This window comes from Marivita sp., from assembly GCF_051251565.1.
Taxonomy (GTDB): Bacteria; Pseudomonadota; Alphaproteobacteria; order Rhodobacterales; family Rhodobacteraceae; genus Marivita.
Genome location: NZ_JBPOFB010000009.1, coordinates 79,098 through 105,165 on the forward strand (window position 1 = coordinate 79,098; position 26,068 = coordinate 105,165).

The 26,068-nt window shown below is 57.8% G+C and carries 24 protein-coding genes and 1 tRNA gene; 23 read left to right on the forward strand and 2 right to left on the reverse strand.

Annotated elements, in window-relative coordinates; translation table 11 throughout:
* The first annotated feature begins 97 nt into the window (after positions 1–97).
* The 6 genes from ACSHXH_RS13090 to ACSHXH_RS13115 all read left to right on the forward strand — a co-directional run bounded on the left by ACSHXH_RS13090 (position 98) and on the right by ACSHXH_RS13115 (position 6,410).
* The gene (locus tag ACSHXH_RS13090; protein ID WP_435672252.1) at positions 98–781 is read left to right on the forward strand and encodes an SURF1 family protein; all 684 of its coding nucleotides are present in this window, start codon (positions 98–100) and stop codon (positions 779–781) included.
* Between the two features lie 6 nt (positions 782–787).
* Complete coding sequence (gene thrC / locus ACSHXH_RS13095; RefSeq protein ID WP_435672253.1) at positions 788–2,176, forward strand: threonine synthase; 1,389 nt, start codon at positions 788–790, stop codon at positions 2,174–2,176.
* A complete protein-coding gene (locus ACSHXH_RS13100) occupies positions 2,173–3,435 on the forward strand; it encodes a M16 family metallopeptidase (RefSeq protein ID WP_435672254.1) in 1,263 nt (420 codons plus the stop codon). The genes thrC and ACSHXH_RS13100 overlap by 4 nt, the downstream gene beginning before the upstream one ends.
* Entirely contained in the window at positions 3,435–4,019 is a 585-nt protein-coding gene (locus ACSHXH_RS13105; protein ID WP_435672255.1) for a GNAT family N-acetyltransferase, read from the forward strand. Before ACSHXH_RS13100 ends, ACSHXH_RS13105 begins: the two co-directional genes overlap by 1 nt.
* A 112-nt stretch (positions 4,020–4,131) precedes the next feature.
* Entirely contained in the window at positions 4,132–4,968 is an 837-nt protein-coding gene (locus tag ACSHXH_RS13110) for an MBL fold metallo-hydrolase (protein WP_435672256.1), read from the forward strand.
* Between the two features lie 20 nt (positions 4,969–4,988).
* Positions 4,989–6,410 carry an FAD-binding oxidoreductase gene (locus tag ACSHXH_RS13115; protein WP_435672257.1) on the forward strand — a complete coding sequence of 474 codons (1,422 nt, stop codon included), beginning with the start codon at positions 4,989–4,991 and terminating at the stop codon, positions 6,408–6,410.
* Here the strand turns inward: ACSHXH_RS13115 and ACSHXH_RS13120 are convergent.
* Positions 6,402–7,211 carry a lytic transglycosylase domain-containing protein gene (locus ACSHXH_RS13120; RefSeq protein ID WP_435672258.1) on the reverse strand — a complete coding sequence of 270 codons (810 nt, stop codon included), beginning with the start codon at positions 7,209–7,211 and terminating at the stop codon, positions 6,402–6,404. The genes ACSHXH_RS13115 and ACSHXH_RS13120 overlap by 9 nt on opposite strands.
* 358 nt (positions 7,212–7,569) lie before the next feature.
* Here ACSHXH_RS13120 and ACSHXH_RS13125 point away from each other — a divergent pair, with 358 nt between their 5' ends.
* The 13 genes from ACSHXH_RS13125 to ACSHXH_RS13185 all read left to right on the forward strand — a co-directional run bounded on the left by ACSHXH_RS13125 (position 7,570) and on the right by ACSHXH_RS13185 (position 19,805).
* Positions 7,570–7,758: a Flp family type IVb pilin gene (locus tag ACSHXH_RS13125; protein ID WP_435672259.1), complete on the forward strand. Its 189-nt coding sequence runs from the start codon at positions 7,570–7,572 to the stop codon at positions 7,756–7,758.
* A 450-nt stretch (positions 7,759–8,208) separates the two neighbouring features.
* Positions 8,209–9,066 carry a Flp pilus assembly protein CpaB gene (gene cpaB / locus ACSHXH_RS13130; protein ID WP_435672260.1) on the forward strand — a complete coding sequence of 286 codons (858 nt, stop codon included), beginning with the start codon at positions 8,209–8,211 and terminating at the stop codon, positions 9,064–9,066.
* Positions 9,067–9,260: 194 nt separating this feature from the next.
* A complete protein-coding gene (locus tag ACSHXH_RS13135; protein ID WP_435672261.1) occupies positions 9,261–10,682 on the forward strand; it encodes a type II and III secretion system protein family protein in 1,422 nt (473 codons plus the stop codon).
* Positions 10,683–10,686: 4 nt separating this feature from the next.
* Positions 10,687–11,361, forward strand: a complete 675-nt coding sequence (locus ACSHXH_RS13140; RefSeq protein ID WP_435672262.1) for an OmpA family protein — start codon at positions 10,687–10,689, stop codon at positions 11,359–11,361.
* Between the two features lie 193 nt (positions 11,362–11,554).
* The gene (locus ACSHXH_RS13145; RefSeq protein ID WP_435672263.1) at positions 11,555–12,796 is read left to right on the forward strand and encodes an AAA family ATPase; all 1,242 of its coding nucleotides are present in this window, start codon (positions 11,555–11,557) and stop codon (positions 12,794–12,796) included.
* An 11-nt stretch (positions 12,797–12,807) separates the two neighbouring features.
* Positions 12,808–14,250 carry a CpaF family protein gene (locus ACSHXH_RS13150; RefSeq protein WP_435672264.1) on the forward strand — a complete coding sequence of 481 codons (1,443 nt, stop codon included), beginning with the start codon at positions 12,808–12,810 and terminating at the stop codon, positions 14,248–14,250.
* 2 nt (positions 14,251–14,252) lie between these two features.
* Positions 14,253–15,221: a type II secretion system F family protein gene (locus ACSHXH_RS13155; protein ID WP_435672265.1), complete on the forward strand. Its 969-nt coding sequence runs from the start codon at positions 14,253–14,255 to the stop codon at positions 15,219–15,221.
* A 10-nt stretch (positions 15,222–15,231) separates the two neighbouring features.
* On the forward strand, positions 15,232–16,206 hold the full coding sequence (locus ACSHXH_RS13160) for a type II secretion system F family protein (RefSeq protein ID WP_435672266.1): 975 nt from the start codon (positions 15,232–15,234) through the stop codon (positions 16,204–16,206).
* 4 nt (positions 16,207–16,210) lie between these two features.
* Complete coding sequence (locus ACSHXH_RS13165) at positions 16,211–16,771, forward strand: tetratricopeptide repeat protein (protein WP_435672267.1); 561 nt, start codon at positions 16,211–16,213, stop codon at positions 16,769–16,771.
* A gap of 27 nt (positions 16,772–16,798) precedes the next feature.
* Positions 16,799–17,659 (forward strand): tetratricopeptide repeat protein, encoded by an 861-nt coding sequence (locus ACSHXH_RS13170; RefSeq protein ID WP_435672268.1) that lies wholly within the window; start codon positions 16,799–16,801, stop codon positions 17,657–17,659.
* Positions 17,660–17,667: 8 nt separating this feature from the next.
* Positions 17,668–18,159 (forward strand): prepilin peptidase, encoded by a 492-nt coding sequence (locus tag ACSHXH_RS13175; RefSeq protein WP_435672269.1) that lies wholly within the window; start codon positions 17,668–17,670, stop codon positions 18,157–18,159.
* A gap of 95 nt (positions 18,160–18,254) precedes the next feature.
* Entirely contained in the window at positions 18,255–19,559 is a 1,305-nt protein-coding gene (locus tag ACSHXH_RS13180; protein WP_435672270.1) for an ATPase, read from the forward strand.
* A 169-nt stretch (positions 19,560–19,728) separates the two neighbouring features.
* Positions 19,729–19,805, forward strand: a tRNA-Met gene (locus tag ACSHXH_RS13185).
* 216 nt (positions 19,806–20,021) lie between these two features.
* Here the strand turns inward: ACSHXH_RS13185 and ACSHXH_RS13190 are convergent.
* A complete protein-coding gene (locus ACSHXH_RS13190; RefSeq protein ID WP_435672271.1) occupies positions 20,022–23,204 on the reverse strand; it encodes an AMP-binding protein in 3,183 nt (1,060 codons plus the stop codon).
* Positions 23,205–23,552: 348 nt separating this feature from the next.
* Between ACSHXH_RS13190 and paaA the strand changes: the two genes are divergently transcribed.
* From paaA to paaD, 4 genes are read left to right on the forward strand one after another with little or no spacing between them, the layout of a single operon-like run.
* Entirely contained in the window at positions 23,553–24,530 is a 978-nt protein-coding gene (gene paaA, locus ACSHXH_RS13195) for a 1,2-phenylacetyl-CoA epoxidase subunit PaaA (protein ID WP_435672272.1), read from the forward strand.
* A 28-nt stretch (positions 24,531–24,558) separates the two neighbouring features.
* A complete protein-coding gene (gene paaB, locus ACSHXH_RS13200) occupies positions 24,559–24,843 on the forward strand; it encodes a 1,2-phenylacetyl-CoA epoxidase subunit PaaB (RefSeq protein ID WP_292266213.1) in 285 nt (94 codons plus the stop codon).
* The gene (gene paaC, locus ACSHXH_RS13205) at positions 24,843–25,598 is read left to right on the forward strand and encodes a 1,2-phenylacetyl-CoA epoxidase subunit PaaC (RefSeq protein WP_435672273.1); all 756 of its coding nucleotides are present in this window, start codon (positions 24,843–24,845) and stop codon (positions 25,596–25,598) included. The genes paaB and paaC overlap by 1 nt, the downstream gene beginning before the upstream one ends.
* Position 25,599: 1 nt before the next feature.
* Positions 25,600–26,058 (forward strand): 1,2-phenylacetyl-CoA epoxidase subunit PaaD, encoded by a 459-nt coding sequence (paaD, locus tag ACSHXH_RS13210; RefSeq protein ID WP_435672274.1) that lies wholly within the window; start codon positions 25,600–25,602, stop codon positions 26,056–26,058.
* The last annotated feature ends 10 nt before the right edge of the window (positions 26,059–26,068 follow it).

Here is a 26,068-nt window from a genome sequence, read left to right on the forward strand (position 1 = left end):
CCCCAAACGCGGCGTTCCGGCTTGATCGGGACCAGCCAACAAGGATAAAGCAAGGCGCGCCGGATCGGCGCGCTTTGTCACTTTCAGGAGTCGCCCTTTGACCCGTATCGCCCCGCCCCTGCTGTTCGGCCTTATCGGCACCGCCATCCTTGTGTGGCTTGGCATGTGGCAGATGCAGCGGCTGGACTGGAAGCAAGACATCCTGACCCAGATCGAAAGCCGCATCGGAGGCGACCCGCTGCCCCTGCCCGCCCCCGGTCAGGCCAATCCCGACGCGGACCGCTATCAACCCGTCCAACTGAATGGGACAGTTGAACCAGAGGAACTCTATGTTCTGGTGTCGCAAAAACGCATTGGCGCGGGCTACCGCGTGATTTCTGCGTTCGAGACGGCAGATGGCCGCCGTGTCTTGCTGGATCGCGGGTTCATACGCGTGGATGCGCGCGACACCCCCCGCGACAGCGGCGCAAGTGAGGTGATCGGTAACCTGCACTGGCCGGATGATCGCACGTCCTCGACCCCGGACAATGACACCGCTGACAACACATGGTTTGCGCGCGACGTGGACCAGATGGCAGAGATGCTGAACACCGAACCGCTCTTGGTGATTGCCCGCAACATATTGCCCGGCGATCCCGGCGTGACGCCCCTGCCGGTGGACACCGGCGGCATTCCGAACGATCACCTGCAATATGCACTCACCTGGTTTTCGCTCGCCGCGGTGTGGCTGATCGGAACACTCGCGCTGGTATGGCGCTTGCGACAGACGAAGGAAGGCTAAAGCCTGATGCAGTATATCTCGACCCGTGGCAAAGCGCCGGCGCTTGGATTTGAAGACACGATGCTGTCGGGCCTTGCCCGTGACGGTGGGCTGTATGTGCCTGAAACGATCCCGACGCTCAGCACCGACGACATCCGCGCGATGCACGGCCTGTCTTATGAAGAGATCGCGTTCCGCGTGATGCGCCCTTTCGTCGGTGATGCGTTTACCGACGAAGTTTTCGCCGACCTGATCGCCAAGGCCTATGCCGGGTTCGGCCACGACGCGCGCGCGCCTTTGGTGCAGCTGGGATCAGGCCATTTCCTGCTGGAGCTGTTCCACGGGCCGACGCTGGCGTTCAAGGATTTCGCCATGCAGCTGATTGGCCAGATGTTCCAAGAGGCCCTGACCCGCAGCGGCAAGCGTGTGACTATCGTTGGGGCCACGTCGGGCGACACCGGCTCTGCCGCGATTGAGGCGTTCCGGGGTCTGGATGCTGTGGATGTGTTCATCCTGTATCCACATGGCCGCGTGTCCGACGTGCAGCGCCGCCAGATGACAACACCGACGGAATCCAATGTGCATGCCCTGGCACTTGAAGGTGACTTTGACGATTGCCAAGCCCGGCTGAAGGACATGTTCAATCATTTCGAATTCCGCGATGCAGTGCGTCTTGCAGGGGTCAATTCGATCAACTGGGGCCGGGTGCTGGCGCAGGTGGTCTATTACTTCTCGTCTGCCGTGTCGCTTGGCGCGCCGGACCGCAAAGTTAGCTTTACTGTGCCCACCGGCAATTTCGGCGACATCTTTGCGGGCTACATCGCCAAGCGCATGGGCCTGCCGATCGACCGTCTGGTGGTCGCCACAAATCACAACGACATCCTGCACCGCTGCCTAAGCACGGGCGGGTATGTCACCGACAGCGTGATGCCTTCGATCAGCCCGTCGATGGACATTCAGGTCAGTTCCAATTTTGAGCGCGCGCTGTTTGATGCCTATGGCCGCGATGGCAATGCTGTCAGTCAATTGATGGATGAGCTCAAGGCTGGTGGTTTCCATGTCAGCCAAGGCGCGATGCAGGTGTTGCGCGACCAGTTCGACAGTGGACGCGTTTCCGAGAACGAAACGCTGGCGATGATCGCCCATGCCAACGCGCATATGGGTGAATTGCTGTGCCCACATTCTGCCATTGGCGTGGCCGTGGCCGAAGCTCAGCTTGACCCGAACGTGCCCATGATCACGCTGGCGACGGCACACCCAGCCAAATTCCCCGACGCCGTGGAAAAAGCCAGTGGCATCCGCCCGCCCCTTCCCGACCGCATGGCAGATTTGTTTGACCGTGACGAACGGCTGACCCGCGTACCAAACGACCTCGACCAGCTTGAAACCCTTATCCAAGATCGGATCGCCTCTTGACCGTCCAGACCACCACATTTCCCAACGGCTTCCGCGTCGTGACCGAGCATATGCCCGGCCTCGAAAGCGCGGCTATCGGCATCTGGGTCACCGCAGGTGGACGTCACGAACGCCCCGAGCAGAACGGCATCGCGCATTTTCTGGAACATATGGCCTTCAAAGGCACCGAGACCCGCAGCGCCTTGCAGATCGCCGAAGCCATCGAAGATGTGGGCGGCTATATCAACGCCTATACCTCGCGCGAGGTGACCGCCTATTACGCCCGCGTTCTGCGCAATGATGTGGGTCTGGCCTTGGACGTGGTGGCCGACATCCTGCGCAATCCGGTGTTTGACCCCAAAGAGATCGAAGTCGAACGCCATGTGATCCTGCAAGAAATCGGTCAGGCGGCAGACACGCCCGACGACATCATTTTTGACTGGTTGCAGGAACGCGCCTATCCAGATCAGGCATTGGGGCGCACGATCCTTGGGGAAACCGACCGCGTGTCGGGTTTTTCGAAAGACGATCTGGCCATGTTTGTGTCCGAACACTACGGGCCCGATCAGATGATCCTGTCCGCCGCCGGTGCCGTCGATCATGACGCGATTGTCGCACAGGCCGAGCAATTGTTCGGCGATATGGTCGGTCGACCGTTCCTGACTGCGGATGCTGCCACCTTCCACGGGGGCGAAAGCCGCCGCGAAAAGGACCTGGAGCAGGCGCATCTCGCGCTGGCGTTCGAATCCCCCGGCTACCGCGATCCGAATTTCTACGCGGCACAGGTCTATTCCACCGCGTTGGGTGGCGGCATGTCGAGCCGACTGTTTCAGGAAATCCGCGAAAAGCGCGGGCTGTGCTACACGATCTTTGCCCAGACCGGTGCCTATTCCGACACGGGCATGACCACGATCTATGCAGGCACCAGCGGCGACGAGATCAGGGATCTTACCAACCTGACAATCGACGAGATGAAGCGCGCGGCGGAGGATATGTCCCCCGCCGAGGTGGCCCGGGCGCGGGCACAGATGAAGGCCGGTTTGCTGATGGGACTGGAAAGCCCGTCCTCGCGCACCGAACGGCTGGCTCGGATGATCCAGATATGGGGCGAGGTTCCAAGCCTCGAAGACACGATCTCGCGCATCGACAGCGTGACCACCGGTGACGTGCGCGCCTTTGGCGAACACCTTGTGCAGCAGGCCCCTGCGGCAATGGCGCTTTACGGCCCGGTAAGCGCGGCCCCCGATCTGGCTGCCCTGTCCCAACGCCGCGTGGCCTGATGCTCAGCCTGCGGCGCAAGCTTCGGCTCGACACCGAGCGCATGGTCCTGCGACCGCCGATGCACAGCGACTTCAATCCGTGGAGCGCGTTGCGCAATGACAGCGAAGAGTTCCTTGCAAAATGGGAACCCAGCTGGGCCGAGGACCATCTGAGCCGCCGCGCGTTTACCAACCGCGTCTACTGGGCCAACCGCGCCATCGGCAACGGATCGGCGGTGCCCCTTTTCCTGCTGAGGCGCAGCGACAACATGCTGCTGGGGGCGATCACACTGGATAATATCCGGCGCGGCCCTGCGCAGGCGGGCACGCTTGGCTATTGGATCGGCGAACCCTTTGCGCGGCGCGGCTACATGCGCGAGGCGATCGACGCTGTGGTGCATTACGCGTTTGACCGTCTGGACCTGAGCCGTATCGAAGCTGCGTGTTTGCCCGAGAACAAAGCCTCGCGCGGGCTTTTGGAAAAGGCCGGGTTCAAATATGAAGGCGTGGCACAAAGCTATCTTCAGATTGACGGGCGCTGGCGGACCCATGTTCTATATGCGTCACTGCGGCTGGACCGCCGGGGACGCACCGACGCGGGTTGAGAAGAGACTTTTCGCAAGGTTTTGGTGACGCGGATTGGACCGCGCGGCGCCGACTCAACTGTGACTAGACTGAATCCCGCCTTGCGCTATCTTTGTTGGAGGAGGTGTCGAGATGCGGTTGAAAACACTCTGGATGGCGTTGGCCGTCACACTCATGGGCACCGCCGCGATGGCGCAGGACACGCGCCGTTCCAGCCATTGCCTTGCCATTGCGGATGCCACCCCCGGTATGGCCTATATCCAAAAGGCCTCCTGGACCGCTCCCGTCGCGCAGTATTCCGTGCGCATCAACTATGTGTCCCACGCCACTTTCCTGTTGCAGACCCCCGGTGGCCTGAACGTCGCAACGGATTTCACGGGCTTTCTGGGCAACACCCGGATGATCCCTGACGTGGTCACCATGAACCACGCACATGAAACCCACTGGACCGCCAATCCCGACCCGGCCATTCCCCATGTCCTGCCCGGATGGGGGCCGTTCGGCGAAGGAATCGATCACCACCTTGAAGTGGGCGAAATGCTGATACGCAATGTGTCGACCGACATCAGGTCTGCCTTTGGCGGGACCGAAGACAATGGCAATTCGATCTTTATCTTCGAGGTCGAGGGCCTTTGTATTGGGCATCTGGGGCACCTGCATCACGAACCCAATGATCAGCAATACGCGGCCATTGGGCGGCTTGATGTGGTGATGGTGCCGGTGGATGGCGGCTATACCCTGCCCCGCGAAATGATGGTTCGGATTGTGGACCGGTTGCGGTCCAGTGTGGTGATCCCGATGCATTGGTTTTCGGGCTACGCGCTTGACCTGTTTCTTGAAGAGGTCGAGGACAGCTTTGTCATAGATCGCCGGGACAGTTCGTCGATCGAGTTGTCGTTGCGCGATCTTCCGTCCCGTCCTACGGTGGTGGTCCTGCGCCCGGAATGGCTGCGGGACGCTCAGAACTGACCTATTCGGAGACACCCCAAATGCCACGCGATTCTGCGGATAGCGGATTTATCGATGCCCTGTCGCAACATTTTCCGGGCGATATGTTCGCCCGCGCCGAGCAATCCTATCTCGAAGAACCGCGCGGGCGCTGGCAGGGCGCGCGGGGCTATGTTGCCCGGCCGCGCAACACTGCGGAAGTGTCGGCACTGGTCAAGGCCTGCGGTGAAGCAGGCGTTGGCATTGTGCCCTACGGCGGTGGCACCGGGTTGGTCGGCGGGCAGATCGCGCCCGAGGGCGAGGCCGAAACCCCGTTGATCCTGTCGCTGGAGCGCATGACGCAGATCCGCGCGGTCTATCCGCAGGAAAACGTGTTGATCGCCGATGCAGGTGTGATCCTTGCCAATATTCAGACCGCCGCCGTGGCTGTGGACCGGTTGTTCCCGCTTTCGCTGGCATCAGAAGGATCGGCGCGGATCGGTGGGTTGCTGGGCACCAATGCGGGCGGTGTGAATGTCCTGCGCTATGGAAATACGCGCGATCTATGTCTGGGGCTTGAGGTGGTGATGCCGGATGGATCGATCTGGAACGGGCTGAAACGACTGCGCAAGGACAACACCGGATACGATCTGCGCCACCTGATGATTGGGTCAGAAGGCACGCTTGGCGTGATTACGGCGGCGTCGCTCAAACTGTTTCCGCGTCCAGCCAGCCTTGGCACTGCGGTGTTTGTCATCCGCGACGCGGAAGCCGCGCTAGAGCTTTTGTCGATGGCCAAGTCGCAGCTTGGCGAAAGCATCAGTGCATTCGAGTTGATGCACCGCACCGGGTTGGACTTTCTGTCCAAGACCTTGCCCGAGATTCGCAAACCGTTTGGCGACCATCATCCCGAATGGATGATCCTTATGGATATCGGCCTGCCCAAGGGCCTTGATCCCCAAGACGCGCTTGAGACACTGTTTGTGTCGGCCGAGGCGGAGGGCATCGTGACGGATGCGGTTATCGCCCAATCCGACGGGCAGCGCGCTGATTTCTGGTCAGTGCGCGAACACATCCCCGAGGCCAACCGCCGGATCGGCGCGGTATCAAGCCATGATGTGTCTGTACCCTTGGGCGAATTGCCCCATTTCATCGCCCGAGTACGGCAGGCGATTGCACAGGTCGGAGAGTTTCGGATCAACTGCTTTGGTCATGTCGGGGACGGCAACCTGCATTTCAACGTGTTCCCGCCTGACGGCAAATCGCGTGACCTGTTCCTTGACGAAACCAAGCAGATCAAACGTCTGGTGCATGACATCGCCTCCGAACTGGGCGGCACGTTCAGCGCGGAACACGGCGTGGGCCGCGCCAAGAAGGCCGATCTTGCGCGTTACGGCGATCCCACCAAGCTGGCCACGATGCGGGCGATCAAGGACGCGCTTGATCCCAAGGGCATCATGAATCCCGGTGCGGTTCTATCGTGATGCCACACGGAACACGCACCCATCGGTGACAAGCTGTGGCGGCGTCAGGCACAAGCCTTTCGCCGTCTGGAACGCTTGCAGCACTTTCGGAACATAGGCGCGGGTCTCGGCATAGTCGGGCACGCCGTTGTTGCGCACGACTGCGTTTTCGCCCGCGTTATATCCGGCAAGGACGAGGATCACGTCATTGTCGAACTTCTCCATCAGGAAATCGAGGAAGGCGACACCGCCCTTGATATTCTGTGCAGGCGCAAAACTGTCGGACACGCCGAACCGTTCTGCGGTGGCTGGCATAAGCTGCATCAACCCCTGCGCCCCAACCGAGCTTTGGGCATCGACGCGCCCTGCTGATTCAATCGCAATCACCGCGAGGGCCAAGGCGGGCGACACGCGCGTGCCCACTGTGTGCAAAAGGATGTCTTTGCCGTGGCGTTCCGCAATAGTCTGGAGGTCTTGCAGACGCGGGGCGGCAACCCCCTGCCCCGAAGGTGGGTTCGACAGTCGCACCAGCGCTGGTTCCAAACGCCCCGGCCCCTTGGCCTCGATGGATGGGGAGACGTCACTCCAGAACCACGCCAATGTGTCACCCGCAGGCGCGCGCGGCTGTCCTTTAGCGGTGGGTGCAGCGACAGCGGCCGCGGAGGCCTGTGGTGCGATCTGAACGGTGATCCGTTTCTGTGCCCCTGACGAGGGTGGTTTGACCCGCTTGGCCGAGAACTCTGGAAAGGGTGGCGGTTCGGCCCAAGCCGTCCCCATGCCAAGGGACACGGCCAAAAATGCCGCGACGATAAACCGTTTCATATGCAGGCTCCTGCTCGATGCCCGTTTTTCTTTTGCCCGAGTATTACACAATTTTGCCGTCAAGGCCATTTCGTTTCGAATACGATATCAATCGGTTCCGGGTCTTGCCGTAAATCCCCGTCAAAAACATCAAATGTGGTGAATTTTGAAAATTTTTAACAATTAAAAACAATGGCTTGATCTTTAAATATTTACTATTTTAAGCGGCTACAAAAACGGACCAATGCCGTCAAACTGCTGCCCCAATCCGACGACTATAAGGGGCCATCCAAGACGGGATGGGGCGAATGAGAGAGCGCTCAACACAAAGTCTCGAGCTTGGCCAACGTGAGCAAAACCTAGGACTATGGAGATCAACATGATCAATTTCATCAAAAACTTCCGCAACGACGAAGACGGCGCAGTAACAGTTGACTGGGTTGTTCTGACAGCCGCAGTTGTGGGTCTGGCCATCGCAGCCTACGGCGCGATCCAGGGCAACACCGACACCGTTCTGACCGCAACTGGCGCCGCAGTTCTCAACGCGCAAGACTACCTCGGCGAATAATCGTAATTTACGGTTAATCAGCCTTACGAGTTTGGGGAAGGTGCGCGTCTGCGCGCCTTCCCTGTTTTTATTGGTGCATGAGTTTTAAAAATGCTCGGATTTTGCAGAACGCGTGTTGAGCATTAAACCAGCTTGATAACGGTGGACTGGCTTTTTGTGACAGCAGCGGCCATAGGGTTAGCAGTTGGTGGAGTGTCCAGATTGCAAAATCGCGGCGCGCCACTGTCTTTGACCACTGGCGGACAGATACCCCACACCGCTGACGTTGCGCGCTCGTAACAGCCCCGCCTCTACCCAAATCCAGCGTCTCGATGACACTTAGGGCACGCGGAACTCCACAGTTTCGTCACAAAGCGCCCAACACGCAGACACAATGGTCCGCTATATCCGACAATTGAACCATGTTTCAGCACACGTTTGGTGCATCATGAATACATGCAAGGAGGCAAAATGCGCATCGTCTTTGGACTCGTCCTTATCGCTGGTCTGGCTTTGGCCGGATTTGCGGTTTACATGGCACAAAACTATATTGGCGCGTATCAAACCGCGCTTGAGCAGGAACGTAACAAGGTCACTGAAAGCGTACCAGTTCAACAGATCTACGTCGCCACACGGGCGATCGACTATGGTGAAGTGATCGCTGCCGAAGACATCGCCTTGATGCCTTGGCCCAAGCAAACCCTGCCCGAAAACTTCTATGATGAGGCCAAACCGCTGAACGCCGAGGGCGACGCGATGCGTGTTGCCCTGCGCCCGATCGAAAAGCACGAGGCGATCATGGAATCCAAGGTCAGCGATCCGGGCGCGGATGCCGGCCTCACATCGCGGCTTGAGCGCGGCCAGCGCGCCTTTGCGATCAAAGTGGATGTCGCGTCAGGTGTGTCGGGCTTTCTTCGGCCCAGCGACCGGGTGGATGTCTACTGGACCGGGCGCGTCAGAAGCAACGACTCCAACGCCCCTGTGGGTGAAGTGACCAAGCTGATCGAAACAGGTGTCCGGTTGATTGCCATTGACCAAACATCCCAAACAGAATCCGCAGCAACGACCATCGCACGCACCGTGACCGTGGCCGCCAGCCCGCAGCAGGTAGCCTCGTTGGCACAGGCACAATCCACCGGACGGCTGTCGTTGTCGCTGATGGGGCGCAACGACGACACTGTTGCCGACGTCATCGAAGTCGACCAACGGTCCCTTTTGGGACTGGTCGAGCAAGAAATTGTCAACGAACCCCGCGCTGCTGAAGTTTGTACCATTCGTACCCGGCGGGGTGGGGAATTGGTTGAAATGCCCATCCCTTGTACGAACTGACGAGGGCACTACCGCATTTGGACAAGTGCCGCCTTAAGGCACAGGATATGGCGCAGCATTATGTTGCGCCTTATCCACATCAAACACACCTCTGAAATCATTGATTCTTGCAATAAAACACAACTTGACGCAGGTTAATCGCAATATCGGGCAAAAAGACCCAATCCTGAGGCGTGATCGGAAAGGCAGGTCACATGTACACGAGCAGTTCCTTCAAGGCCGCCCTGTTGGGCGCGGTCCTTGCCATTACTCCAGTGGCGCATGCAGCATTTGCTGAAACACTCCGCGTCATTCGAACAAATACAGAATCAACCCTGAACGTTCCGATGAACCGTGCGGTGGTGGTTGAAAGCGAAGTTCCGTTTGCAGAGCTGAGCATCGCCAACCCCTCCATTGCGGATATCTCATCGCTTTCAGAGCGCACGATTTATGTCCTCGGGAAAACCCCGGGCACAACGACGCTGACCATCCTTGACGGGAATGGGCAGTTGATCACGAATGTGGACGTCACGGTCGCACCGGATTTGACCGAATTCAAAGAACGTCTTCGTCAGATTCTACCAGACGAAAAAATCGAAGTGCGCACGGCCAATGACGGGATCGTTCTTTCGGGAACGGTGTCGAGCACCATTCGCATGCAGCGCGCCCTTGACCTTGCATCGCGCTACGCACCCGAACGCGTATCGAACCTGATGTCGGTTGGTGGTGTTCAGCAGGTGATGCTGAAAGTCCGTTTTGCAGAGATGCAGCGGTCTGTCTCCAAATCCCTCCAATCATCGCTTGCGACGGGCGGATCGGTTCTTGACGGCGACCTGGGTCTCGAACTTGGCACCGGCAATGCGGGCCCGTCGGCTGCGCTGGACAGCGTCGCAGACAAACTGCGATCGTCTGCGGATGCACAAAACGCGGTCCTGTTCGGCTTTAATGCCGGTGGTCTGGAAATCGGCATCCTTTTGGAAGCGTTGGAATCCAAAGGCGTTGTGCGCACCCTGGCAGAACCCAACCTGACATCCTTGTCGGGACAGGAAGCCAAGTTTCTGGCCGGTGGCGAATATCCCGTCCCCGTCGCCCAAGACAACGGTGCCATCGCAGTTGAATTCAAGCCCTTTGGCGTCGAGCTGAACTTCATCCCGCGTGTTCTGGACGGCGATCTGATCAACCTCGAACTGGAAGCGGCCGTATCGTCAATTGACCCGGACAGCGGTGTCGACATTGGTGCCATTCGCATCGACGGCTTCCGCCGCCGCGAAACCCAGACCACGGTTGAGCTTCGGGACGGCGAAAGCTTTGCCATCGCCGGTCTGCTTCAGGACGATTTCCGTGACCTGAACGATCAGGTGCCATGGCTTGGTGATATCCCAGTTCTCGGCGCGTTGTTCCGCAGTGCGGAATACCGGCGCGAACAATCCGAGCTGGTGATCATCATCACGCCGCATCTTGTCACTCCGACACGCGGTGAAGCGCTTGCTTTGCCCACCGACCGTGTACGTCCCCCGACCGAAAAAGACCTGTTCCTCTTTGGACGCGTCGCCAGCGACTCGCGCAATTTGCGTGGCGCGGCTGGCGAAGTGGCCAAGCAGGACTTTAGCGGGTCCTACGGCTATGTGATGGATTGAAGCGATGGCAGTTCAAAAAAATCTCCGTATTCCCGCAGCCTTGACCGGCCTTGCCCTGCTTGCCGCCTGTGCAACCAGCGATCCGGTCTACAGCGCCTTCAATCGTGAAGCAGGTGCCTTGGTCGATCCCGGAAACTTTGGGGTTGCCACCATGAACAACGTGCAGATCATGAATGGCGAAAAGCGCTATACCTATGATTTATCGCAACGATTTGCCAGCGAAGTCATGACCACGGTCAACTTTGCCTTCAACAGTGCCGTTCTCGACACCGGGGCAAAAGACACGTTGCGTGAACAGGCGAACTGGATCCGGCAATTTCCCGAAATCCACTTCCGCGTGTACGGGCACACCGACGCTGTTGGCAGCGAAGGCTACAACAAACGGCTTGGCCTGAACCGCGCACATGCGGTTGTGAACTTCCTTGCGTCGCAAGGTATCAGCAAGGACCGGCTTGAGGCGGTTGTCTCATTTGGGGAAACCCAGCCACTGATCGTGACCGAAGGCCGCGAACGCCGCAACCGGCGGACCGTGACCGAGGTTTCGGGCTTTGTTGGGTCGCATCCTTCTGTCTTGGAAGGCAAATATGCCGAAATCATTTACCGCGAGTACGTGAACAGTGCCACACCCACAATCGGGATCAGCGGCATTGAAGGCGGCGAATTCTCGACCTCTGAATAAAGGCACGGCCCCGCAAGGGGCCATGCCACCGGCCTGAAATACCGTACAATTTCGGTAATTCGGCCCCAATGTTGCCAAGTTTTCCGCCGAACTTCGGACCGTAGCAGTCCTTCCCGAGCGACTCGGGATTGGCCTTCACGATGCAGGCAAAACGCCGCTCGTGGATGTCGTGAAGTTAGAGGAAATGAGGCACATGACGAGTATCCTTCCCAGCCCCCCGCAGCCGGCACCGCTTGTCGCGTGCACAATCAGTCGGGATGTTCAGGAATTCGACCTCCTGATCGAAGACATGGAAGCTGTTCTGGGTGAAGCCTGGGGCGACCTTGGTTTTGACGAAGCCATGCACTTCTTTTCACAAGAAGAAGGCGAAGACCTTGAGTTCGTCGCTTTGGCCATCGACGCCGAGGATGAACCGAATGTGGATCACCTCTCCTCAATCATTGCTGCCGCAAAAGCGCGCGCGATCAAGGTTGTGTTGATTGCCCATGACGTGACGCCCTCGGCGTTGCATCATCTGCTGCGACAGGGCGCGGATGAATTTGTCCCCTACCCGCTTCCCGAAGGCGAACTGGCCGCAGCCATCGACCGGATGCGCACGCCCGAAGCCCCCCGCGTGGTTGCTGGAAAGGAGGGCAAAAGTGTCAAGCTGTCCTCTGATGGGGACGGTGTGATCATCGCGGTGCAGGGCATGGCAGGCGGGTGCGGGGCCAGCACCTTTGCCACCAACTTGGCCTGGGAACTGGCGACTGTCACCAAAGAAAAGCCGCCTCGCGTGTGCATCATGGATCTTGGTCTGCAATTTGGTGCGGTGTCGACATATCTTGACGTGCAGCGCCGCGAAGCCGTGCTTGAACTGCTGTCAGACATCGATTCGATGGACGATGACACGTTTGGGCAAGCGCTCGTCACATTCGAAGAAAAGCTGCATGTCTTTACATCGCCAGCCGATTTGCCGCCGCTCGACATTATTGGACAAACCGAAGTGCAGGCGCTTCTGGACACGGCATCGCGCCACTTTGACTTTGTGGTCGTGGATATGCCGCCCAGCCTCGTGCAGTGGTCTGAAACGGTGCTCTATGCCGCGCAGGTCTATTTCGGCGTGATCGAGCTCGACATGCGATCGGCACAGAACACGTTCCGGCTCAAACGGGCCTTGCAGGCCGAAGACCTGCCGTTCGAAAAGATCCGCTTTGTCCTGAACCGCGCCCCGAAATTCACCGACCTTCAGGGCAAAAGCCGCCTCAAGCGGATGCAAGAAAGCCTTGATATCTCGATTGATCTGAATTTGCCCGATGGGGGCCGCGCCGTTGGCGAGGCCGGTGACCACGGTCAGCCCTTGGGCTTGCAACAACCGAAAAACCCGCTTCGCAAGGAAATCGCCAAACTGGCGCAGTCGCTTTACGAAGTCGGCCGCTCTGATGCTGAAGCCGCCTGAGGAGACCCGATATGTTTTCGCGTTACAAAAAGACGGCTGACGAACCGGTTGCGATCCCCAAGGCAGCCGCCCCCAAGGCGGCACCAGCAGCAAATTCGCCCGGCCCAGCCAAAGCTCTGCGCAGAGTTTTGCCGCCCAAAGCCGCGGTGGCGGAATCGGCGGATCGTGACAAGAAACGCAAGGAACGGCTCAGCGATATCAAGCTTGATCTGCACCGCGCGTTGCTGGACAACCTCAACCTTGCCGCATTGGACAAGGCCACCGAGGGCGAGCTTAAGGAAGAGATCAACGCGATCATCACCGAGAGCCTTCAGGAAAAGGGAATGGTGCTCAACCGCGAAGAGCGCTCGGCCCTGAACCAGGAACTGTATGACGAGGTCAAGGGTCTTGGTCCGCTGGAAACCCTGCTAAAGGACGAAACGGTCAGCGATATTCTTGTCAACGGCCCACATCAGATTTTTGTGGAACGCGAAGGCAAGCTGCAACTCAGCGATGTGACCTTCAAGGACGAACGCCACCTGATGCGGATCATCGACAAGATCGTGTCCGCTGTTGGGCGACGGGTCGATGAATCCAATCCGTATGTGGACGCCCGTTTGATGGACGGATCGCGTTTCAACGCGATGGTGCCACCGATTGCGGTAGATGGCTCTCTTGTCTCTATTCGTAAGTTCAAAACCGACAAGCTCAGCATCGACGATCTGGTTAATTTTGGCGCTTTCACCGAAGAAATGGCTGTTTATCTTCAGGCCGCCGTGGCGACCCGCCTGAACATCATCGTGTCTGGTGGTACGGGTTCGGGTAAGACGACGACGTTGAACGCGCTGTCGTCCTTCATCGACGACAGCGAACGCATCCTGACCATTGAGGACACTGCGGAACTTCAGTTGCAGCAGTCCCATGTGGGCCGAATGGAAAGCCGACCCGCCAACGTTGAAGGCAAAGGCGCAGTCAGCCCGCGCGATTGTCTGAAGAACGCTTTGCGCATGCGCCCTGACCGGATCATCGTCGGGGAAACCCGTGGCGAGGAAGTCATCGACATGTTGCAGGCCATGAACACCGGCCACGACGGATCGATGACCACGATCCACGCCAACTCCGCCCGCGATGGTGTCAGCCGTCTGGAAAACATGATTGCGATGGCCGGGATCGAGATGCCGCTCAAGGCGATGCGCAGCCAGATTTCATCGGCTGTGAACCTGATCGTGCAGGCGTCACGTCTGCAAGACGGTTCTCGCCGCATGACGTCGATCACGGAAATCACCGGCATGGAAGGGGATGTCATCTCGATGCAAGAGATCTTCCGCTTTCAACGCGTCGGCCTGACCCCGGAAAACAAGATCATCGGCCATTTCACCGCAACCGGTGTCCGTTCGAACTTTGCAGAACGCTTCAAGATGTGGGGCTACGACCTGCCCCCGTCGATTTATGAACCCTTCAACGGGAACCACTGATTATGACACTTAGCGCAGAACCCATTGTCTACGGCCTGATCTTCATTGCCGTCCTTGTGTTGGTCGAGGGCGTCTATCTTGTCGCGTTTGGCAAATCCATCAGCCTGAACAAACGCGTCAACCGCCGCCTTGAAATGCTCGACAAGGGGTCAAAGCGCGACGAAGTGTTGGCCAAGCTCCGCAAGGAAATGGACCAGCACATGGCCTCGCGGGGGTTGCCGCTTTATTCGATCCTTGCAGACCGTGCCCAGAAGGCCGCGATTGCCTTTACTCCCAAGCAGCTCATTCTTGTGATGATCGCTGTCAGCTTTGCAGCCTTTGTCGGCCTGTCGGTCGGTACAGAAGCCGGGCTTGCCGTACGGATCGTGATGGGCATCGGGATGGGCGTGGGAGGGGTGTTTTTCTGGATTTCGTCCAAGGCCAACAAACGTCTTTCCTTGATCGAAGAACAATTGCCGGATGCGGTGGAACTCATGGTGCGGTCATTGCGCGTGGGTCACCCGTTTTCGTCTGCGATTTCGATCGTATCAAAGGAAATCAAGGATCCTCTGGCAACCGAGTTCGGGATTATTGCCGACGAGTCCAGCTATGGCCGCGATATTGGTGACGCGCTTAAGGCAATGGCCGAACGTCTGGACATGCAGGATTTGCGGTTTCTCGCAGTGGCCGTGTCGATCCAGCAGCAGTCCGGGGGCAACCTTGCCGAAATCCTCGAGGGCCTGGCAAAGGTGATCCGTGCGCGGTTCCGTCTGTTCCGCCGTGTGAAAGCCATCACCGCAGAAGCCCAGTGGTCCGGCAAATTCTTGTCCGCCTTCCCGATTGGCGCGCTGATCGTCATTCAGTTGACCGATCCGAATTACTACGACGAGGTTTTGGACCACCCATGGTTCATACCCGCCTGTTTCGTGGTTGGATCGTTTCTGGTCGTCAACCTTCTGGTGATGCGCACCCTTGTGAATATCAAAGTCTGAGGACCGGAATATGCAAGCTTTCAACCAATTCGCCTACACTCTTCTGGGCCCCGCCGGACCGATGATCATCATCGCGTCGCTGGGGTTGTTGCTGCTTGTGCTGGCGATCCCGATGTTCTTTCTGTCCCGGTCCAACCCGATGGACCGCCTGAACACTCAGGCCGGGCGCAATGCGCTTGACGCGCAAACGCGCGCCGTGTTGCGCGACAAAAGGAAGAACGAAAAGCTTAATAAATACGCGCAATTCCTTGAACCGCAGGACGCAAAAGAACTGTCCGAAGTGCGGATGAAACTGTTGCGTGCCGGATACCGCACCAAGGACGCGGTTCAGGTCTACTACTTCGCGCAGTTCGCCCTGGGCATTGGTGGCCTGATCATCGGTGTGGCGTATTTCATGCTTGTGATGGACCCATCCCAGGCAACCACCCAGCAAACGGTCATGTATACGCTTGGGCCGGGCGCTGCGGGTTATTACTTCCCGAAATACTGGATCACCAAGCGGGTCCAAACGCGGCAGGAAGAGATCGAAACCGGCTTTCCTGACAGTCTTGACATGATGCTTGTCTGCGTCGAAGCGGGGCAGTCCATGGACCAGTCCATTGTGCGCGTGGGCACCGAACTACGCGCCTCCTACCCCTCCCTTGCCGAGGAATTCGAACTGGTCAGCCACGAAATGAAGGCCGGCAAGGACAAATCGGCTGTTCTGAATGACATGGGTGAACGCTGCGGGGTGCAGGACGTGATGTCCTTTGTCACCGTTCTCAACCAAAGCCAAAGCTTCGGCACCCCGATTTCTGACGCGCTTCGGGTTTATGCGGCAGAAATGCGTGACAAGCGGGTCATGCGGGCCGAAGAAAAGGCAAACAAGTTGCCAACCAAAATGACTTTGACCACAATGATGTTCACCGTGCCGCCGCTGCTGATCATTCTTGTGGGTCCATCGGTTCTTGGCATTCAGAAACTGGGTGAAATGGGGGGGCCGTAACCCGATGAAGCTTGGCCGCACCTTGGCCGTCGTGATCGCATTCGGAGTGACCGCCTGTGGACCGGGCGGTTTTTCCACGTCCGACGGTTCTGTTTTTGCCCCCAGCGTGGACCCAAGAGGTGCCGCTGTTGATCAATTGACGGTCGGCCACAGGCTGATGGCTGCGGGCGAACATGAACTCGCGCTCAGCTCATTTCAGCTTGCAGCGGCGGAACAGGGCCTGACCCCCGAAGTGATCACATCGCTAGGCTCTGCCAACCTCGCGCTTGGCCGCCTGAACCAGGCAGAAGACCTTTTGCGCCGCGCCATCAAAGACGATCCAGACAGCCCGGATGCTTGGAACAATCTTGGCGTTGTGTTGATCGAACAGGGCAAAACCCCCGAGGCCGCACAGACTTTTCAACGGGCCTTCGCGCTCGACAATGGCGAAAGTGTTGCAATTCGGGATAATCTGCGCTTGGCTCTCGCAAAAATGGAAAATTCGCAGTATGATGCGACAATAGAACAAGAATATAAACTTGTGCGGCGCGGCAGCGGTAGCTTCTTAATCCGTCCGACACAGTGATGAGGCAGAGCAGTAGAGGACGCAAAAATGCGCCATCCCTTTATCGTAACCCTGTGTGTAACAGGGGCGTTTGCACTTGCTGGGTGCGACCAACGTATTGATACCGAAGCTGTCGATCGGGAGTTTCAGGGCGTAAACGCCATTGATGGAACCAACCTGAACGAGGTGATGCTGACAGTATCGGACCCCAACGAGTCCGTATCCTATTTCCAAAGGGCCAGCAACGCCGCGCCCGAGCGTATGGACCTGCTCCGCAGCCTGGCCATTTCGCTTATTCGTGCCAGACGCAACACCGAAGGTGTGGCCGCATGGGCACGGGTGGTCGCGCATGAAGAGGCGACCGACGATGACCGCGTCGAACTGGCAGATGCGCTGATCCGCAACAATGAATGGGACCGCGCTGAAACCGTTCTTAATGCGATCAATCCCACGCATGAAACGTTCAAGCGCTATCGCCTTGAAGCGATGATCGCTGACAGCAATAAACAGTGGGACAAGGCCGACAGTTTCTATGAAATCGCCGTTGGCCTGACGACCACCCCGGCATCGGTCCTGAACAACTGGGGCTTTTCCAAACTGACCCGTGGTGATTTTCCGGGGGCTGAACGCCTGTTCACTCAGGCGATCCAGAATGACAACGACCTGTTCACCGCAAAGAACAACCTCGTGCTCGCGCGCGGGGCGCAGGGCAATTATGTTCTGCCCGTGGTGCCGATGACGCAGGTGGAACGCGCAGAGCTGCTGCATTCCATGGGGCTGGCAGCGGTCAAGCGCGGCGATGTCATCACCGGTCGCGGCTTGATGCGCGAAGCAATCGAAACCCATCCGCAGCATTTTGAGGCCGCTTCACGGAGCCTGAAGGCGCTTGAATCCTCGGTAGTGAACTGAGCCGCCCGATGGATGTCTCGGCGTTTTCGGCATTGGTGTTTCTGCCTTTCGTGCTGCCTGTCTGCGTCTATGTCGCGTTTTCGGATATGCGCGACATGCGCATTCCGAACCAGATGGTCGTGCTTTTGTTCGGCATCTACGCGGTGGTCGGCCTGATCGCCCTGCCCTTTGATGCATATCTCTGGCGCTACCTGCACCTAGTCGTTGTGCTGGTCGCAGGCATTGCGTTGAATGCAGGCGGGATCATGGGCGCAGGCGATGCCAAATTCGCCGCCGCCGCCGCCCCCTTTATCCATGTGGGGGATATGCGGTTCCTGATGGCGCTGTTTGCCGCCAACATTCTGGCTGCGTTTGTGGCGCATCGCATCGGCAAACACACAGCTCTGCGCAAGATCGCTCCGCATTGGGCAAGCTGGACAAACCCCAAATTCCCCATGGGACTGACCCTTGGCGGGACATTGGCCATCTACCTTGCCTTGGGGGCGTGGTTTGGCAGGTGACTGCCAACAACCGGTCCCGCCCTAGCCCTTCTGTTGCCACATTGGCCTGCGAGGGTCAGCCTAACATACTTGGCTGAATCACTCCGGGGCTTCCGATGAACATGCAAACAAGCGCTGTCATGGCGCCTCCTCCGCCCAAGCGATTGGAAGACATGCGGCTTCAGCCGGTGATGATGCGCGACATCATCCTCAAGACGATCTTCCGCAAGAACGTCTCAACGGCAACCGCAATTGCTCAGTCTGTATGCCTGCCTGTGCCCATCACCCAAGAGCTGATCGACTACGCGCGCGGTCAGTTGCTGCTTGAGGCCACAGGCACCCTGAACGCGAATAACGGGTCAGAGATGGGCTATCAGCTCACCGATGCGGGCAAGGCCCGTGCGCTGGATGCGTTGGCGCAATCCGAGTACTATGGTGCGATGCCGGTCCCGCTTGAGGTCTATTCCGAACAGATCAAACGGCAGTCGATCCGCAACATCCACATCTCGCGGCAACAGCTGACCGATGCGATGGGGCACCTTATTTTGCCGCCTGCCCTTCTGGGCGATCTTGGTCCTGCCGTTGGCGCGGGACGCTCGATCCTGATGTACGGCCCTCCGGGCAACGGGAAATCGTCGATCTCTAACGGCATCCGCGACGCGATGGGGGACAAGATTTATATCCCCCACGCCATCGAATACGCTGGTCAGGTGATCACCGTCTATGATCCCATTGTGCACAGCGCTGCCGAAACCGCGTCAAGCGCAAGCGGCCTGCGCCTGACCAACCGCTTTGACACCCGCTACGTTCTGTGCGCGCGCCCCACCGTCATCACCGGTGGTGAATTGTCTCTTGATATGCTCGACCTTGTCTATAACCCGACAGCGCGCACCTATCAGGCGCCGCTACAACTCAAATCCACCGGCGGCATCTTTATCGTCGACGACCTTGGTCGTCAGGCCGAACCGCCGCAAAAGCTGGTCAACCGCTGGATTGTTCCGCTGGAGGAATCCCGCGATATCCTTGCGTTGCAGTCAGGCGAAAAATTCGAAGTGCCGTTTGACACGCTGGTTATTTTCTCGACCAACTTCCACCCGAACGAGATCTTTGACCAGGCCGCCCTGCGCCGGATCTTTTTCAAGATCAAAATCGACGGGCCAGATCAGCAGAACTTTCTCAAGATTTTCTCAATGGTGGCCAAGAAGAAGAAAATGCAGCTCTGTGAAACATCGCTGATCCACCTTCTCAAGACCAAGTATCCGACCATCGGCAACATCTACGCCAACTACCAACCGGTCTTCCTGATCGACCAGATGATCGCGGTCTGCGACTTTGAAGGGTGGCCCTATAAGATGACCCCCGAACTGGTGGACCGTGCCTGGGCGAACATGTTCGTGAAGGACGAAAAGATTGTGAAATAAGCGTGACGAGGCGGAGTCGGCCCCACGAAAACTGTGGACCCGTCAACGCATCCGGCACCTTGCGGCTACACCGCGTTCCCCATCACGGGCAACAGCGTCCAGTCTTGGGCAAAAAACCAAGATTTGCCCTTGACGGCACGCGCCCCCCTTCGTACTCACGCGACGGTCCGGCGCGGTAGCTCAGTTGGTTAGAGCGAACGACTCATAATCGTTAGGTCGGGGGTTCGAGTCCCCCCCACGCCACCATTAATCCTTTGGATATCTGCACATTTTGCGCGAAACAGCACTGTGTGCTCCCGGGCTCGCATAGCCAACACAATACCATCCAGAGTTCCCAGCCATGCATAAATCGGGCTAAAGCGCGTACCCCTACGGCTTTGCCCGCGCGGTTGCGAAATCACCCCAGACAACCCCGCGATCAATCAACGACCCAGAGTGTGCCTGACGCCTCAGGCACACGAACTAAAGCCGGGCCAATTGCTCGATTTTTTGTGCGTCTTCGGTAGTTGGGGCGACAACCACGATGGCTTGCACGTCACGCCGCAACATCAAAGCCTTCGCACGCGCTTCTAAATCCACCGCACATAAGGCCTGCGCATGCCCCTTACCGTCCAGCGCGTCTTGAGCACACAACAACACCGCATTCAGACCGGACAGTCGCAATTGATCCCATTGAGCCCGCGCGCGCGACAGCGCCTGTTCACCGCCCGTGTGAACATGGATCGGAATGCGGCCCATGTTCACCAATATCCGCTCAAGATATTCTGAGAGATGCCGTTTCGAAATGTCACCGCCGCCCAGCAAAGGCGCAAAGTTGATTTCGTTGATCGCTGCCCCTGTGGCATGCCAGGGCTGCGTGATATCCGTACTGATAAGATCCACACCAGCAACGTCCAAGCCAAACAGGTTTGCCACGGCAATTGCCAAACGCGTGTTCTCTGGGTGAATTGTGTCCGTGACGTCTTCGTCCACCCCGCCCCAAGCGGTCGTCTCGATCCTGCGCAGCGGCACGAAGTTTCCTGCCATGGGAACAGCGTCAGGGCTTAGACCCGCATTCTTCAAACTGATCTGTGCCAGATCATCCACAGGTCTGATCCCAGAACGCTTCCAGGGTGGCGCGGCCTCTTGAACGGCACATTCCGCATCAACCAATGCTGTGACGGTTGAAACACCATTGGCATACACTCCGATTGGAAGGCGTTGGACAGCGTATAACAGCGCGCCACGGACCACGAACAATCGATGGCAGGTCCCCGCGATCTGCCGTTCGACGATGACCGCCTTACCGGGCGAACATTCATGCGCGCGCTGAAACGCAGAATTCAGCTCTGCTGCGCCCACATCGACACTCACGCCTTCCCCGCGCTCAAGATCCGCTGGTTTGACAACGACCGGATAGCCAAACCGCTCAGAGACATCCTGCGCCGCCTCGGGTGTGGACACTTGGACGTGATCCGGCGCAGGCAACCCGGCCTCGCGCAAAAGCGCCGCCGACACCAGTTTGTTCTTGGACCATGTCGCGCCAAACGCGCTGTCCTGATCCGTGGTGCTGCGATGAATACGGCACCCGTGCGCGCCAAGACCCAACTGGTACACGCCATTGGGCAACGGGAAATACGGAATACCCAAATCATACGCGGCGCGCAGCACTTGAAATGTCGATTTACCCTTCGCAGTCGCGTCCGAAAAAGGCGTCACAACCTCGTTTGTAATCGCTTGGAAAAACTGTGCCCGTTCAGTTGGGGCCTCAGGTCGTTTGCCCCGCACCCAAAGCGCAACCTTGAATGCCACCTTGAACACCTTATCTACCAAATCGCCGGAAACCAGCGTCGCGCGCGGCATGAGAAAAGCAACCTCCAAGGTATCCTGAGTACCTGGCGCGCGCTTAAACCCGACAATCTCGAAACGATCAAAGATTGGTACACGCAGGGTTTGCAAAAAACATACCGTCAGATCAAGCACCGACGAAAACCATGCATAAGCCTCATTCTGCGACCGGTTGCGCGCCTCTTGGGCCGTCAGCGGTGCCAGATCGGCGTCAAGGCACGCGATCCACGCCACAAGGTCCTCTGCCTTGACATCGGTGGGAAGCTTAAAGCTGACCGACCGGATAGGTTTGGCTTTTTGCGGTTCAGCGGTCTTGGGTTTGGCTGGCGAGGGGGCCTTTTGCTCAAGTCGGTCCCATTTTTTGCGAAAGACCTCCGCAAAGGCACTACGCGGCAATTTTCCTTGTTCATTGATTGGAAGCCGTTCGACGAATTCGACATCATATAAGGCATGTTTTCCAATCTGGTCACGGACTGACTGCACTAATTCTTTTGCGTCAAGCCGCGCACTGGCCGCAACAACAACCAACGCCACTGGTAGATCCTGAAGTTGTTTGTGAGGCAATGGCCTTACTGCCACATCAAGGACACCTGATACCTGCCGGAGACACTTTTCTACTTCTGCTGGGAACAGATTTACACCGCTGACAATCATCATATCATCAGCGCGCCCAAGATGAGCCAATTGCCCATCTGGCATAAAATACCCGACGTCGCCCGGATAATACCAGCCATCCCGAAATGCTTTGGCCGTTGCTTCAGGGTCGCCATGATAGCCGTCAATTTGCGTATCTGTCTTAATGCGGATCAAACCCTGCTTCCCGCTTGGAACAAGGTTTCCAAAGTCATCAACAATTTCTACATCTACATCATCGCAAATATGCCCAACACTTTTCAGATTTTGAAAGACATCTTTAGGACGCGCAATACTAACAATGCTACTTTCGTTGCTACCGTAAATGATATGAACTTGTGGCGTCAGGCATGATGCAGCTCTCTTTCTTAGATCAGCTGAGATTGTGGCTGAGCTTAAAAATAGAATGTGCAATTTTGAAAATATGGGAGTATCATGACTTGAAGTTTGGGAAATTATTTTCTCTGCATGATATGGCGTAGCATATATGATGTTTACCTTTTCCTCTTCTACTTTCTGGCACAGTTTTTCGATACTTACCCTTGAGGTATGAATTGCATCACAAAACAGAATAGCCTTTAGATTTATTCTTTTTCCCGCGAGGAAATGAATTCCAATCATTGAATGAATTGTATATCTTTCATTTCCACTTCTTTGGAAATGTTGTCGTGCAGTGCGGCGCATTTCTGTTTCATGCGTACATGGAATAATTTTTGGCTGTCCCGTCGATCCTGAGCCATTTGCGAAAATCCAAGGTTGCGCCGGGTCGACGCTGGCCGGACGCAAAACACCATCGGATTGGGCGGCCTGCGCAAGCGAATACGATATGTCGTATATTTCGGCCAAAGCATCTGCCCCAGAATATTCATCCCCCGAAAGCACCTTTGCGCATCCTGTCATTTGGAAAATTCGGTCACGTTGGGCCTCTGGCATGGACCGCGGCACGCTGATGACGGTTCCACCAACATGCGCGATGGCCAGTGTTGCGATCCAATGGTCTACAGGATCGTCCAGCCGGATTGCCACAACATCGCCCAGCAACACGCCTGCCTTGTCCAAACCCGCCGAAACGGTCGCCACACGACGCCCCAATTCCGCGTAAGTCAGGTCACCTGTTGCCGCGTAGATCGCGGTTGCATCGGGCCGAAGATCAACTTGATCACACAAGATTTGGGTAATGTTCATCTGTCACTCCATAATGAACTTGGCATACGCGCCATCCGCTGCGTCTTGCCCGAAACAGGTGCGCTGAATTGGAACATGAATTTTGTGCCGGCGCAGGTCAGCAAAATCACCGGAGACAAGACCGGCGCAAGCCTCTCGGTTCTTTGGGAAACGAAAGAGAATACCCAGCGCATTTGCGTGTAAAAATTACCGAAAGAGAGCGTGTGATGCTTGACCAGCCACCGACACAGGTCACGTAACGCGTTACCGAATTAGTTTAATCCGACCAAAACGGTAACACTATCCTTGCCCGACTCGCAGCAATCGCATAGGGTTTCAGCATCAGAACTTCACACAGGCGGTCAAGCCATGTACGCACAGATGATCACCTCAGAAGCAACGGTCGAAGACCCCGACAAGCTGGCCGCGTTTCAGGGCCGGATTGACGCCGGAGACAAGATTGAACCCAAGGACTGGATGCCCGAAGGGTACCGCAAGACCTTGATCCGCCAGATCGGTCAACACGCCCATTCCGAAATCGTTGGTCAATTGCCCGAAGGCAACTGGGTCACCCGCGCGCCGACGCTTGAGCGCAAGGCGATCCTGCTCGCCAAGGTTCAGGACGAGGCGGGGCATGGGCTTTACCTGTACGGCGCCGCCGAAACGCTGGGGGTCAGCCGGGATGAGTTGACCGAGATGCTGCTGGATGGACGCATGAAATACAGCTCTATCTTCAATTATCCGACGCTGACATGGGCCGATATGGGCGCGGTGGGCTGGCTGGTCGACGGGGCCGCGATCATGAACCAGGTGCCGCTGCAACGCACCAGCTACGGCCCCTATTCCCGCGCGATGATCCGCATCTGCAAGGAAGAGTCGTTCCACCAACGGCAGGGCTATCACATCATGATGAAGATGGCACAAGGCACGCCCGCGCAAAAGAAGATGGCTCAGGATGCGCTCAACCGTTTCTGGTATCCGTCGCTCATGATGTTCGGCCCGTCAGACAAGGATTCGGTCCATTCCGCGCAGTCGATGCGCTGGAAGATCAAGATGAACACCAATGACGAGCTGCGCCAGAAATTCGTCGATCAGACCGTTCCGCAAGCGGAATATCTTGGGCTGACCGTGCCAGACAAGACGCTACGCTGGAACGAGGCAAAAGGCAGTTATGATTTCGCCGAACCTGATTGGGCCGAATTCTTCGACGTGATCCAAGGCAATGGCCCTTGCAACACCGAACGCCTCGCCGCGCGCAACAAAGCGTGGGACGATGGCGCATGGGTGCGCGAGGGGCTGATGGCCCATGCCGCGAAGAAACGCGCGGCGAAAGTGGCGGCGGAATAATTGTGCATCTGTCGGAAAGGCTTGCGTCATGAAACACGAATGGCCCCTCTGGGAAGTTTTCATCCGCGGTCAGCACGGGCTGAACCATCGTCACGTGGGCAGCCTGCACGCCCCCGATGCCGAGATGGCGCTCAAGAACGCCCGTGATGTCTACACCCGCCGCAACGAAGGTGTGTCGATCTGGGTGGTTGAGGCCGCGCATATCACTGCGTCTTCGCCATCTGACAAAGGCCCGCTATACGAGCCGTCCGAAAGCAAGGTCTACCGCCACCCCACCTTCTTCGACATCCCCGACGAGGCGGGGCATATGTGATGGCGGATCAACTCTTCGACTACCTGTTGCGGCTGGGCGACAACACTCTGGTCCTCGGCCACCGCGTCAGCGAATGGTGCGGTCACGCCCCCGTTCTGGAAGAGGACATCGCGCTGGCCAACACCGCGCTGGACCTGATCGGCCAGACGCAGATGTGGCTTGGCCTTGCGGCGCAGGTCGAGAACAAAGGACGCAGTGCCGATGATCTGGCGATGCTGCGCGACGTCTGGGATTTCCGCAACCTTTTGCTGGTCGAACAACCCAATGGCGATTTCGGCCAGACCATGATGCGGCAATGCCTGTTCGACGCGTTCCACTTCGAGCTTTTGACCGACCTGACCACCGCCTCCGACGACCGCATTGCCGCCATCGCGGCCAAGGCCCTCAAGGAAGTCACCTATCACCTCGACCGATCCTCCGAGACGCTGATCGGACTTGGTGACGGGACTGACGAAAGCCATACCCGCATGCAGACGGCGCTGGATTTGCTGTGGCCCTATGTCGGTGAAATGTTCACGCCAGACGCCATCGACGACGCGATGCACACGGCACAGATCGCCCCCGACCTTGCCACCCTGCGCACGCGCTACGACACCCGGATCGACGCAATCCTGACCGAGGCAACACTGACCAAGCCCGATAGCGCCTATGCCCAGTCCGGCGGCAAGACCGGCTTTCGACATACCGAGCACCTCGGCCATATGCTGACGCAGATGCAATGGCTCCAGCGTGCCTATCCCGGTGCGACTTGGTGAGATGACACCCGACGTGCACACCATCTGGGGCTGGCTGGACCACGTTCCCGACCCCGAGATCCCAGTGATCTCGATTGTTGATCTGGGCATTGTGCGGAACGTGATATGGGACGGCGACGCACTCGAAATTTCGGTAACGCCCACCTATTCCGGCTGCCCCGCCACATCGGTGATCGCGCTGGATATCGAAACTGCGCTGCGCGATCGGGGCGTACGGAACGTAAGGATCAAGACGCAGATCGCCCCTGCATGGACCACAGACTGGCTGTCCGACGCGGGCCGCGCCAAGTTGGCCGCCTATGGCATCGCTCCCCCGTCCCCCGCCGGAGGCCCCGACGCCTGCCCGCGCTGCGGCAGCCAAAGCGTGACCCGCGTCAGCCAGTTCGGTTCGACCCCGTGCAAGGCCCATTGGCGCTGTGACGACTGCCTCGAGCCATTCGACTACTTCAAATGTATCTGACCCCAAGGCT